The sequence below is a fragment of the Psychrobacillus sp. AK 1817 genome (assembly GCF_008807035.1).
Taxonomy (GTDB): domain Bacteria; phylum Bacillota; class Bacilli; order Bacillales_A; family Planococcaceae; genus Psychrobacillus; species Psychrobacillus faecigallinarum.
Genome location: NZ_CP031739.1, coordinates 1996366 through 2009156, shown reverse-complemented (window position 1 = coordinate 2009156; position 12791 = coordinate 1996366). Strand labels below are relative to the sequence as shown.

Genomic DNA, 12791 nt, shown 5'->3' with positions numbered 1-12791 from the left:
TGAAGCCGATGAAAATACGACAACGTGGTGTGACAATAGGAAATCTTCCTGTGGGGCAGAAGAATTGCATTACAGATGTGGCTGGAGTCAAAGTGGGCCATAAAACGCTCGAGTACGAACTTGGAGAGGAAAAGAATGCATGTACCGGTGTTACAGCTATACTGCCTCATGACGATAATTTGTTTCATCATAAGGTAGTCGCTGCTAGCTACATATTAAATGGATTTGGCAAAACAACCGGCTTGGTACAAGTAGATGAGTTAGGTGTAATCGAAGCACCTATAATGCTAACTAATACTTTTGGTGTACCAGCGGTTACTCAAGGTGCGTTAACGTATATGTTAAAAGCAAATCCTGATATTGGAGTATCTACCGGCACTATAAATATTGTCGTTGGAGAATGTAACGACGGAAGATTAAACTCTATTCGTGAGCTTCCAGTGGAACCAAAGCATGCAATAGAGGCAATCCAAAATGCTAAGATGGAAGCTGCTGAAGAAGGCGCTGTCGGAGCTGGTAAGGGAATGATTTGTTTTGGATATAAGGGCGGAATAGGATCATCATCTAGGGTAGTTTATGATACATCCAGTGATACTGCCTATACGATTGGATGCATGGTCTTAAGTAATTTTGGTCAGAAAGAAGAATTTCAAGCGGAACGTTACAAGGCAACAGAAGAGAATTCTGTACCAGCCTATCCAACGCCTGCAGATGGTTCAATAATAATCGTGTTAGCAACTGATGCACCGCTTGGCAGCAATCAGCTTAAGCGAGTTGCAAAGCGTTGTGGTATTGGTTTAGGAAGAACAGGCAGTCATTTTAGCAACGGAAGTGGTGACATTGTCATTGCTTTTTCTACCGCCCATAAAATTCCTCATATCTCTGAAATCAGTGTTGAAACAAGGTATATGCTGAGAGATGACTATGCTGTTATGAATGACCTCTTTCAAGCAGCAGCAGAAGCGACGGAGGAAGCCATTATAAACTCTTTATCTCAGGCTGTTACAACTAAAGGCCGTAAGGGTGAAACAGTCTATGCATATCCTTTCGATTAGAAGATTATTAAATTAAAAGGTTGCCAATTTAATTACAAATTGGCAACCTCTGTTTTTTTACACGAGAAAGTATTAGCAATAAATGCTAGATTTAGGAATTACTGATGGTAGTGTTTTTGGGATTTTTAAGTATATCCTACCATTCCACTTTAAAAGAAAATCACTTAAATTCTAACTTTACTTTGCCTTCTTCTAGAGCAAGCTTTGCATCAAATTTTTGCCCATTTTCTGCCTCAAAACCTTTAATAATATTTGTCGTACCCTTTGTACAAAGAAGCTTTATCTGACTTGGGGTTATCTTTTTCTTTAAGAAGAAGCCATTGAATGTCTGTGTGCATCCATTTTTATAATTAGTACACCCATAAAAATTCTTACGGGCAACAATAGAACCTTGTCCACATTTAGGACATGGAGCGATAGGCTCCAGTTTAAACCTCGCATACTTTGAGCTTGGCTCCCTAGGAGGAAGCTTTATAGTAATATTTTTATTTTTTAACTGACTTGGTGTGTCATTAATTAGGCTATAAATAAACTTTGCAATGCTTCCAAGAAAACGGTCTTGAGAACCTTCTCCATTCCCTATTTTACGAAGATAGTTTTCCCATTTTGCAGTCATAGAAGGACTAGAGAGTAGATTGCCTTCGATCGCTTGACATAGGACGCGACCTTTATCTGTTATTGAAACAATATTTTTAGTTACCTGTATATAGCTATGTTTTTTTAGGGTTTCTATAATTCCGCTACGAGTAGCCTCGGTACCTAATCCTTCTACTTCCTTTAGAATTTCGGTTTCACCCTTGTCCTCTACAAGTTTTCCACAGGTTTTCATCATCGCTATTAACTGACCTTCCGTGTATGGTTTGGGAGGTGTGGTCTTTCCTTCTTTAATTTCAATTTTGCTTGAAACCTGCTCCTTCTCAGTTAAAGGAGGAAGAGTGGGTTCTTCTTTTTCTTTTTCATTAGAAGAACGAACAAAAAGAGCTTTCCAGCCTTTGTCGACCTCAGTTTTTCCAGTTGTAAAGAAAAGTAGTCCATTTACGTCGGTTGTTACCTTAGTTTCCGTATAAAGATAGTCAGTATGAAACATACCTAGAGTTGTTCGAACAATCTCTTCATAAAGATTTCGCTCCATCGGTGAAAGCTTGGCAAGAACCGATGGAGAAGGAATCTTTTTGGTTGGAATAATCGCATAATGCTCCTGTACCTTAGAGCTATCTACATAGCGTTTTTTCGAAGAACGGGAGGCTATAGGAAACGGTTGATTGATGAGTCTTTGATAAGCTTCTACTTGCCCAACAATATAAGCAAACTCATTGGGCGTGATATGGCGAGAATCAGTTCTAGGATACGTCACTAGTTTTTTTTCATAGAGTCCTTGCATTGCCTTTAATACATTAGCAGGGCTAATTTTCCATAATCTATTAGCTGTAGCCTGCAAAGTCGATAACGAATGAAGCTGTGGAGGCGGAATTCGCTTATCTTGCGTCACTACAGAAGTAACTATGCCTGGCGAATTAGGTTGAATGCCGTGCTTTGCTAAAAGAGCTTGAATAATTTCTCTTTTTGGCTCCTTTGCTTTTGTCTTTCCCTTATAGCTTCCATGCTCAGCTGTAAAAACGGCTTCTATCTCATAAAAAGGCTCTGATACAAAGTTTTCAATTTCCATATGACGCTGATAGATCAAATATAGTGTAGGAGATTGAACTCGGCCGATAGGAAATACATCTTGAATCCCTTGTTCTTTCAATAAGAGAGAATATAGGCGAGATGCATTCATACCGACAAGCCAATCACTGATTTGTCGAGCTCTTGCCTCCTCATACATTAGTAAATCCTTTTGGTTGTTCTGTAGATTGGCGAATCCTTTTCGCACTTCATCTATTTCTAAAGAGTTAATCCATAAACGTTTAATATTTTTTCCTCTTGCACCTGTTTGGTTATAAATACTATAGAAGATATTAGATCCTTCGCGATCAACGTCACAGGCGTTAATAACCGTGTCGGTAGATTTAATCAATTTTTTAACGATTGTAAATTGCTTGGATTTTCCTTTAGCCACTTGAAATTCATAGCGCTCAGGCAATATGGGCAGGCTTGCAAGTGACCATCTATTCCATTTGGGATCGTATGCCTTAGGTTCCTTCAATTCTACTAAATGTCCGATTCCCCAAGTGATAAAAGCTCCTTCAGGAAAGATAGGTGAGGGTAAGATTTCAATATAGCCTTCATGACGCTTAACTGAAAAAGCATCTGCATAGGCTTTAGCTTGACTTGGTTTTTCAGCAAGTATTACTGGTTTCATGATTTCACCTCTTCAAGATTCATATGTTTATTGTGCAACAAACGGACTTAAAACACAAAGGACTCAAGGGAAAATATATAAGTTACCGTACTACACTCGTTATTTAAACTACTAGAGCTATTTCTAAAAACCCAATACTTTCCCTATTTTATTTACCAAAACTTATATTCTTTAGGAAAAATATTATTAGTTTTGCTATAATTATGACAATTAAATACGGAGCTAGGTATGATCACACCACCTATAGGAGCAAATCTCTTGTAGTGAGTGGCAAGTGGCTTCCTGAAAGAATGGGATAATATTGAGTGACTCAAGAAATTTTAAAGGATATTCTATTAGAGATTTTCAATTTTGGAGAATAGTAATGAGCCTGGGGTTTGCATCTATGTTTATCTTTGGTGCTATGTATTCGGTCCAGCCAATACTTCCAATGTTTACGGAGGAGTTTAATGTTAAGGTCTCATACTCAAGTATGGCGATGTCTTTAACTACATGTGGTCTAATTATAGGGTTAGTTGTTTTAGGTTTTTTCTCAGATCGAATAGGAAGAACTATCTTTGTGAAAATATCCCTTGTTGGATCACTCCTACCTTTTATTCTCATGCCTCTAACAGAGAGCTTTGGTTGGATTATCTTTTTACGATTTGTTCAAGGTTTTTTATTGGCAGGTGTACCTTCTACGGCTCTTGCCTATATAAGTGAGGAAATAAATAAGAAATTTATAAGCGTAGCCACTGCCTTATATATTTCCTGCAATGCTTTAGGAGGAATGATAGGTAGAGTAGTTACAGGCTATGCAACTGAGCATTTCTCTTGGGAAAAAGCTTTCTATATTTTAGCGGCCAGTGGTGTGTTTGTGTTTATTTTAGTCTTGTTTGCTTTACCTAAATCTAGGAACTTTCAGCCTCAAGAAGCTAGCTTGAGAGAAGACTTAGAAGGTTTTACTTGTCATTTAAAAAATCCATCTTTACTTTTGATGTTCGGCTTAGGAATTGTACTTCAATTATCTTTTACTGGGATTTGGACATATATCCCATTCCATCTTACTGAAGAACCTTTTTTACTTTCCATTGATGCTGTTTCTAATTTGTTCTTCGCTTATGGCCTTGGAGTAATTGGTTCTCCCCTCGCAAGCTGGCTTGCGAGCAAAATTGGTCAAAGAAAGGTACTAATAACAGGAGTTTTTGTATTAAGTGTAGGTGTACTATTTACAATGAGTAGCTCCGTTTGGATAATTGTGGTTGGTTTATGTGTGGCGTGTTTAGGCTTTTTTACATCCCATTCTTTAGCGGCCTCTTCAGTTAGCAGGGAGGCAAATCATCATAAAGGAAGTGCCTCTAGTCTATACCTCGTGTCCTACTATATAGGAGTAGGAGCCGGGAGTACTTTACTTGGACCGATATGGGAACAATTAGGATGGAGAGGACTTGTAATACTAACTACTTTAGCCCCCACACTGTACATATTACTTGTAACCTTGGTGCGGCTTCGTAAGACAAAAAAACAGCCCATTGTTTAACAATGGGCTGTTTTTGTTTATTCTTATTTAGGGTCGTGAGCGACAATAACTAGCTTACCTTCATCTAGTTCTCTCTCAGCAGCCTCTGCCTCTTGAGTAGTTAAGCCTGCTCCGCTCATTTTTGCTCTTAATTCATCTCCACGAGAAGTGAACATATTTTTCATGGATTGTAGGAATCCCATTTCCTTCATACCAACATCAGATGTATCTAATGCATCATTTACATCATCTGCACGTTCTTTTGAATGAGCGAAAATGTGGATATGGTCTTTATGGTATCCTTGAGTTTCTAATCGTTCGATTTCTTGCTTAGCCTGTACGGCATTTTCTACGGTTAATTTGACTGTCATATAAAATCCCTCCAGTTGTTTGTTCTACATAGATACTTTACCCGTAAGAACAAAATTTAAACAAAAGATAAAACTTATTATGTGAAAGAATATAGGGCATTTGATATGATGAAAGAAAAAAGAATGGAAGTTGCCAGATGGAAAATGAATCTAAACAAATAGAAAATTTCAAAGCAGCTATGGGGAACTATCCAACAGGAGTCACGGTGGTCACTGCTTTAAATCAGCAAGGCAAGCCAATGGGGATGACGGTTAACTCATTTGCATCTGTTTCTCTGGATCCATTACTTATATTATGGTCCATTGATAAAAGAGTTTTTTCATATGAAGAATTTTTAAAGGTAGATAAATTTGCAGTAAATATATTAGCTGATGATCAAAGTGAATTATGTAATTTATTCGCTAGTCGAATAGAGGACCGTTTCTCAGGATGTGAGTGGAGTGAATCTGAGCTAAATCTGCCCATTTTAACAAATAGTCAATCCGTTTTACAATGTACCTTATTTAAGCAGGTGGATGCAGGAGATCACACTATATTAATAGGTAAAGTTGTGGATATAAAAAATGAGGAAAAGAATCCATTGCTTTATCATCGTCGTACAATAGGAGCAATACCTAAAGATTTTTATCAATAAGTTATAAATAGATAAAGCAGTCAGCAGACTATTCTTCAAAAAGATAAAATACCCGGAGAGTTTCGCCTCACTGGGTATTTTTTATTTTTAAATTTTTTTATGAATCGTCACTACGAGGAAGTTTCGGATTGCTTGCATGAACAAGTTTAATTCCTCGTAGGGTTGTTCAATATTAGTCGATTGGATTGAAGGCTGAGGCCGTGGTGCTCGCGGAAAGCGTTGTACCTGAAACGGAAATCGACGATTTTTTACTAAGTGTAGGAACTATGTAAGGGATACATATAAAAGAAAATTTTAAATTGTCTATTCTTCAATAAAATGGGTATATAAATGGTAAAATTATATTATTTGTAAATAAAAATTAATTAATGGATAATATTTCTAAAAGAGGTGAAGGAATGAGCTTAACTAAAAATAGGAGTGAAGCTGGGTCTCAACAAAATTTTACTCAAATTAAAGAATTCTTTAATGTATTAAAAGCTAATGTCGTCCGCTCTCGCACAACTATTACTGCAGTTTTTTTATCGGCTGCTTTAAAGGAAGAAATATTTCAGCAAAATGATTTAACTTCATATTTAGGCAGCAAGATTAGAAAAACGGATTTTCTTTTTGAGTTAATAGAGCCAAACAACTGGTGTATTATACTATCTCAAAGTGGTGAAGAAGAAGCGCAAGCATTTCTTAACAGATTATTTAAAGATTCAAAAATAGTGTCAACCTCAACTCTCTATGCAAGTGTTGTAGAGATAGGAAACAATCGTGCAGATTTTGAAAAACTGTTAGAGGTTGGAGTAGGGGCTCTAAAGGAAGTAATTAATCGCGGTGGCTCCTTTGAAGTTAATTACATACAGGATTTTAAAGAAAAAGATATGGAAAAAATTAAGATAAGTATATTAGAGGAAAATGAGATATTCCGTAGAGTACTTAGCTCATCGTTGGAAAAGATGAATGTGGACTATTTCGAATTAGAGATTAAAGCATTTTCCGATGGCTATGAGTTTTTAAAATCTGATTGGTATTTTACTAGTCATACGCACATTATTATTATGAATGATATTTTACCGAGAAAAAATGGCTTGGAAGTTTTACATACGGTTAAACAGCTCCCTAATAGTCAGCGTTTTATAACCTTCATGATGACTAAGAAAAAAACCGAGGAGGACATGCTCTATGCCTATGAAATAGGGGTAGATGAGTATTTAATAAAACCTTTTAATCTTAGGTTATTTGAAGCACAAATTAAAAGAACCTTTGAAAGGCTATGGCTATGATTCAGATATCGATTAAGTTTGTCCTTCTGCTTATCTTTCTATTAACCCTGATATTAATATCAATTGGATTATATTTAATTTTTAAGAGAATAAGAGAAGTAAAAGTTAATGGGAAAATTGAGTCTTATGTTCACGACTATGAAGGGGATTGGCATCGCTTTTTAATAGACGGGATACCTTTTAACAAGTATCTCATTCCTCGCAGTAGAGAAGAGATAATGGGCATAGAAGAAATTTTTGCTACATATTTAAAAAATCTCTCTAACGAATCTATACAAGATAAAATCAGTGAATTTTCCAATAGATACCTAAAGGATTACTATAGCGTTCTTTTGCATAGTAAGAGTTGGAGCAAGCGAATGAACGCTATGTTTCGTATAGAGGATTTTAGGATTAGTTCTCTTCAAAAGGATTGTGAAAAGCTAGGTAGAAAAAGAATTTCAAGAGAAGAATACTTTCAGCTTTTAAAGATATATTCGCTTTTTAATAAGAAATTATTTTTACAACATATGTTAGTCAGTACTGTTCCTCTATCAGAATATGAGTATAAAAAGCTTCTTTTAAATCTCACACCAGAGCTAATAGACAACTTAACGGATAAAATAGGTGATTTACCTAAGACTTGTCGCTACTCCTTAATTGAAACGATGGGACTTAAAAGAGATATTGAGTATTTACCTCATTTAGAAGTGCAATTGAAGCAAGAGGATGTAGAAATTCGTATAAGGTCCCTAAGGGCAATTTATGAAATTGGAGTTATTATAAATCCGGAAACTTATTTGCCGTTTGTGAAATCTCCTATTTGGGAGGAGAGATTAATGATTGCTAAGCTTTTTCAGCTATTACCACTATCCTACACGTTACCCCATTTACAAATATTGTTAGAGGACGAGTCCTGGTGGGTTCGATCACAGGCTGCCAGAACTATGATGAATGATAAAAATGGGAGAGAGAGTTTGGAGGAGTATATAGAAAATTCTAGTGATCGATACGCAATTGATATGGCCTATGAGGCACTAGGGAAAGGACAAAAACCATAATGGGCTTAGCTAATATTCTTGAATATATTCTATTATTTTTTGCGGGAATAATATTATTTTATATGCTTATCGTTATTTTAACTTACAGTATTATGCTATTAATGGCCTTCCACCAGCTAAGAAAGCAATCTAAGCTGGACAAGGATGAACTAGACGATGATTATATTGATGTCATCTATTCAAAGCCTGTGTCTATTATTGTGCCCGCATACAATGAAGAAGCGGGTGTAATTGATAGTATACATTCTCTCTTGAGCCTACGTTATCCACAAACAGAGCTAATAGTAGTCAATGATGGCTCTACAGACACTACACAACAGAAAGTAATCGAACAATTTAAAATGAAAAAGATAAAAAAAATTATAAGAGATCAGCTTACTACGGAACCTATACTAGATATTTACCAATCCGATATTCACCCTAATTTACTGTTAGTAAACAAGAAGAATGGGGGAAAGGCAGATGCGTTAAATGCTGGCATCAATGTAGCGAGGTATCCTTATTTTTGCTCCATAGATGGTGATTCTATACTAGAAGAAACCTCTCTGTTGAGGGTGATGAAGCCAATTATTTTGTCTAACGGCGAAGTAATAGCGACTGGAGGGAATATCCGTATAGCTAATGGGTCAGATATTCAACTAGGATCTATTTTTAAAACCGGCCTATCCGATAATTTCTTGGTTGTCATGCAAGTAGTTGAATATTTGAGAGCTTTTCTTATGGGAAGAATTGCTCTTAGTAAATTTAATTTGGTACTAATTATATCCGGAGCCTTCAGTGTTTTCTCCAAGCAATGGGTCATAGAGGCTGGAGGATATTCCAAGCATAACATTGGAGAAGATATGGAATTGGTTGTTAAGCTACATCGCCTATTAAAGGAAAGAAATTCTAAGAAACGTATAGAATTTGTTCCAGATCCGGTTTGTTGGACAGAGGCTCCACAAGATTTAGCTACTTTAAGAAAGCAAAGAAGAAGATGGCATCAAGGTTTAATCACAAGCCTATGGAAGCATAGAAAGATGACCTTCAATCCAAAGTACGGTGGGATTGGTATGATTTCTTTTCCTTATTTCTGGATTGTTGAATGCTTGGGGCCAATTATTGAGCTAGGTGGATATGTATATATTATCTTTGCCTTCTTTTTAGGAGACATTTATTATGAAATTGCTATTTTACTCTCCCTATTATTTGTGGTTTATGGGGCAATTTTTTCAGCATTATCGATATTATTGGAGGCATGGAGCACAAATACATTCCCAAAAGTGAGAGATGTCTTTCGGTTAATTGTTATCTCCCTCACAGAAATTTTTTGGTACAAGCCACTAACTCTATTTTGGAGATGTGAAGGAATTGTCCATTTCATGCTAGGGAAAAATGTGTGGGGAACTATGCAGCGTAAAGGTCTTTCTCAGAAAGGATAGTGGAGATGAAACGATTTTATTTAGTTTGTGTTATTATTCTCTTCATCTTACTTCTACCAATTATTCTTTGGTTTATAGAGCCAGCTAATAAGATGAGTATAGCTATCATAGATAAAACGGTACCAGATGAGTCTTATCGAGAGCATTTAGGGCTTACTTGGCTATTGAATCATTTGAAATATTCAAATGGCAACGATGAATATGATGCTACATCAGACTACTATGGGTATATACCGAACAAAAAAGAGGGGCAAACACGACAATTACCCAAAGATTACTCAAATTATGACGTGATTTATTTGGCAGATACTTACGGTGTCTATGAGGGTAGCAATAAGGTGTATGGAGGACTTGAGCAAGAGGAATGGAATCATATTCTTGAAAGACTAAATGATCAGGAAAAAAGCTTGTTAATTGCCGAGTTCAATACTTTTGCATATCCTACCGAGCCTAAAGTTAGAGAGAGTATAGAAAATTATCTAGGACTCAATTGGACTGGGTGGACAGGGCGATACTTCGCAGATTTGGACCCAAAAAGCAATGAAGAGATTCCTAAGTGGATGATTGACGCCGTAGAAAGTTGGAACTATAAAGGCGGAGGTTTTGTTTTAGTAAATGACAAAAATGAAGTTTTAGTTTTAGAAAGTGATAAACATTTTGGGGAGAAAGGAATTCAAGTAGCCTTTACGGAGACTGGGGAATCAAAGTTTGACCTAGAGCAAAGTACAGATTACCAATATTGGTTTGACATTGTCCTTCCCAAAGAGGGTGCAAAGGTTTTAGCTAACTATCAATGGGATCTAACAGAGGCTGGTAAGAGTTTACTAGAGGAGTACTCTATACCTACAGAGTTTGCAGCAGTTTTGGAGAAAACACATTCGCATTCTTCCAGTTATTATTTTGCAGGAGATTTTAATGATGTTGCAAAGGTACCGTCTTTTTATCAGCTGAAGGGTCTTTCTCATATCTATAACTTAGCAGAGAGATTTGCGGAAAATGCTTTTTATTGGTCCACATATTTTCCTATGATGAAGGTTATATTAGAAGACTTCGATACAAGTGAGGAAACCGTAATGGAAACTGACTTACGCTATACCGCAAGAATTCAGGGTGAGACATTTGAAGTGTTTGAGAATGACAAGTGGACTCCTTTAACAGTCAAGGGAGTAAACATTGGTATGGGAAAACCAGGCTACTTTCCAGGTGAAGCTGCCATCACTGAAGAAGAATACTATCGCTGGTTTGAACAAATAGGTGAAATGAACGCGAACATGGTACGTGTTTATACACTGCATCCACCAGGCTTTTACAATGCCCTAAAACGCTATAATGAAGAACATGACAATAAAATCTATGTGCTACACGGGGTCTGGATCAATGAAGAAAAGCTCGAGGAATCATTAGATGCCTTCGATGAAGAAAATTTAAAAGATTTTCAAACAGAGATGAAGACCATTGTGGATGTTATTCATGGAAACAAAACAGTGAAGGAAAGGGCTGGTCATGCTTCAGGTGTATATACTGCAGACGTTTCTGAGTATATCGCCGGATGGGTGCTTGGAATTGAGTGGTATCCCTATATGGTGTTAAATACGAACGAGAAGTATAGCTCCTTAGGAGAATATAGCGGTACATATTTTAAAACTCAGGGAGCAAAGCCATTTGAATATTGGCTAGCGGAGCAAATGGATACTATCGTTAAGTACGAAAAGGAACGTTATAACTGGATTAGACCTATGAGCTTTACAAATTGGGTGACAACAGATATTTTAGATCATCCTGCAGAACCTGCTGAGCAGGAAGACTTAGTAGGAGTGGACCCAAACGTAATTTATACTAAAAATGAAATGAAGCTAACTAACCAATTTGCTTCATATCACGTATATCCTTATTATCCGGACTTCTTTAATTATGAAGAATCTTATCAAACTTTTGTTGACCATCGTGGAGAATTTAATAGCTATGCTGCATATTTAAAAGAATTGCATGAGGCACATCGTCTCCCTGTTTTAATAGCCGAATTTGGGGTGCCTGGTTCGAGGGGGCTAACACATAAAAACCCATTTGGGTGGAATCAAGGATTCCTTTCTGAAGACGAGCAGGGAAAAATAATTAGCCGTCTATTTGAAGATATCATGGCAGAGAAGCTACTAGGTGGTTTGGTTTTCACCTGGCAGGATGAATGGTTTAAGCGAACTTGGAATACAGTTGACTATGATAATCCAGATAGACGCCCTTATTGGTCTAATGCTCAAACAAATGAGCAACAATTTGGTTTGTTAAGTTTTGATCGACATAAGGTAAAAGTGGATGGAGAAACGGATGAGTGGGAAGTAGAGCCTCTATATAAAAAAGAAGATAGAAGTATCAACTCTTTATATGTGGACCATGACGAAAGGTACCTTTATCTAAGGCTTGACTATGAGACCAAAAATGATGGATATCCTATCTTCCTTTTGGATATTGTTCCTGATCAAGGGAATACAAAGATTAACGGTATATCCGATCTTTCTTTTAATAACGGCATAGATTTCATACTAAATCTTAAGGAAAGTGAATCTAGACTGTTGGTCGATAAATATTATGATTTTTTCTCGTATCAATATGGTCATGTTTTAAATTTACTTAAGCCAAAGCCAAGTACCACTTCACTAGATAGCGGTGAATTTGTAGTAGAGCAGTATGCCTTAAACAAGGAATTATACTTGCCTCAACAAAATACTACACTTCCCTTTGAAGCCTATGAAGCTGGTAAGCTGAAAAAAGGTAATGGAGACCCAGAAGCCGATGATTATGATTCTTTGGCCGACTATTATATAGCGGACGGTAAGATTGAGCTTAGAATCCCCTGGCTATTAATACGTGCAAAGGATCCAAGTCAAAAAGAGTTTACTGGTGATTTATATAGGGACGGAATAGAGGCAAGCAAGTTTGTGGATGAAATATATATAGGAGCCTTATTCATGGACAAGCAGGACAGTATTCAAGATACGTTGCCATCCATGGAAGCTGGCAAGTTGCAGACTTTGAAAAGCTATAAATGGGATAACTGGGATTTACCAGAATACGAGGAACGTTTAAAAAAATCCTATTATACAGTCCAAGACTTGTTTGATAGTTATAAATAAATAAAGAGAGATAGCATAATCGCTATCTCTCTTTTTATTTTTTAGTCATAAACGTTAGTAGATGTCTGAT

General features: G+C 36.7%; 9 protein-coding genes. 7 read left to right on the top strand and 2 right to left on the bottom strand.

The annotated features are described in order from the left end of the window. Window positions 1-8: 8 nt before the first annotated feature. On the top strand, window positions 9-1055 hold the full coding sequence (locus tag D0S48_RS10000; protein WP_151113780.1) for a DmpA family aminopeptidase: 1047 nt from the start codon (window positions 9-11) through the stop codon (window positions 1053-1055). Between the two features lie 160 nt (window positions 1056-1215). Here the strand turns inward: D0S48_RS10000 and topB are convergent, their stop codons facing one another. Further along, window positions 1216-3357, bottom strand: coding sequence for a type IA DNA topoisomerase (topB, locus tag D0S48_RS09995; RefSeq protein WP_151111477.1), 2142 nt, complete (start codon window positions 3355-3357; stop codon window positions 1216-1218). A 364-nt stretch (window positions 3358-3721) separates the two neighbouring features. On the opposite strand from topB, the gene D0S48_RS09990 reads away from it, so the two are divergent. Further along, window positions 3722-4876 carry an MFS transporter gene (locus D0S48_RS09990; RefSeq protein ID WP_151111475.1) on the top strand — a complete coding sequence of 385 codons (1155 nt, stop codon included), beginning with the start codon at window positions 3722-3724 and terminating at the stop codon, window positions 4874-4876. A 23-nt stretch (window positions 4877-4899) separates the two neighbouring features. On the opposite strand, the gene D0S48_RS09985 is transcribed toward D0S48_RS09990, so the two are convergent. Further along, window positions 4900-5226 (bottom strand): YflT domain-containing protein, encoded by a 327-nt coding sequence (locus tag D0S48_RS09985; protein WP_144538564.1) that lies wholly within the window; start codon window positions 5224-5226, stop codon window positions 4900-4902. Window positions 5227-5363: 137 nt separating this feature from the next. Between D0S48_RS09985 and D0S48_RS09980 the strand changes: the two genes are divergently transcribed. The 5 genes from D0S48_RS09980 (at window position 5364) to D0S48_RS09960 (ending at window position 12721) form a co-directional block, all read left to right on the top strand. Further along, complete coding sequence (locus D0S48_RS09980; protein WP_144538565.1) at window positions 5364-5861, top strand: flavin reductase family protein; 498 nt, start codon at window positions 5364-5366, stop codon at window positions 5859-5861. Between the two features lie 398 nt (window positions 5862-6259). Beyond that, complete coding sequence (locus D0S48_RS09975; protein WP_191963906.1) at window positions 6260-7132, top strand: response regulator transcription factor; 873 nt, start codon at window positions 6260-6262, stop codon at window positions 7130-7132. Next, complete coding sequence (locus D0S48_RS09970; RefSeq protein ID WP_154311657.1) at window positions 7129-8172, top strand: HEAT repeat domain-containing protein; 1044 nt, start codon at window positions 7129-7131, stop codon at window positions 8170-8172. Before D0S48_RS09975 ends, D0S48_RS09970 begins: the two co-directional genes overlap by 4 nt. Next, entirely contained in the window at window positions 8172-9593 is a 1422-nt protein-coding gene (locus tag D0S48_RS09965; RefSeq protein ID WP_151111469.1) for a glycosyltransferase family 2 protein, read from the top strand. Before D0S48_RS09970 ends, D0S48_RS09965 begins: the two co-directional genes overlap by 1 nt. Before the next feature lie 5 nt (window positions 9594-9598). Beyond that, on the top strand, window positions 9599-12721 hold the full coding sequence (locus tag D0S48_RS09960) for a hypothetical protein (RefSeq protein ID WP_151111468.1): 3123 nt from the start codon (window positions 9599-9601) through the stop codon (window positions 12719-12721). The last annotated feature ends 70 nt before the right edge of the window (window positions 12722-12791 follow it).

What these genes read in the sequence shown, in the direction of transcription:
- D0S48_RS10000 (WP_151113780.1), top strand. Translation starts at nt 9, where the DNA reads ATGAAAATACGACAACGTGGTGTGACAATAGGAAATCTTCCTGTGGGG.
- topB (WP_151111477.1), bottom strand. Translation starts at nt 3,357, where the DNA reads ATGAAACCAGTAATACTTGCTGAAAAACCAAGTCAAGCTAAAGCCTAT.
- D0S48_RS09990 (WP_151111475.1), top strand. Translation starts at nt 3,722, where the DNA reads ATGAGCCTGGGGTTTGCATCTATGTTTATCTTTGGTGCTATGTATTCG.
- D0S48_RS09985 (WP_144538564.1), bottom strand. Translation starts at nt 5,226, where the DNA reads ATGACAGTCAAATTAACCGTAGAAAATGCCGTACAGGCTAAGCAAGAA.
- D0S48_RS09980 (WP_144538565.1), top strand. Translation starts at nt 5,364, where the DNA reads ATGGAAAATGAATCTAAACAAATAGAAAATTTCAAAGCAGCTATGGGG.
- D0S48_RS09975 (WP_191963906.1), top strand. Translation starts at nt 6,260, where the DNA reads ATGAGCTTAACTAAAAATAGGAGTGAAGCTGGGTCTCAACAAAATTTT.
- D0S48_RS09970 (WP_154311657.1), top strand. Translation starts at nt 7,129, where the DNA reads ATGATTCAGATATCGATTAAGTTTGTCCTTCTGCTTATCTTTCTATTA.
- D0S48_RS09965 (WP_151111469.1), top strand. Translation starts at nt 8,172, where the DNA reads ATGGGCTTAGCTAATATTCTTGAATATATTCTATTATTTTTTGCGGGA.
- D0S48_RS09960 (WP_151111468.1), top strand. Translation starts at nt 9,599, where the DNA reads ATGAAACGATTTTATTTAGTTTGTGTTATTATTCTCTTCATCTTACTT.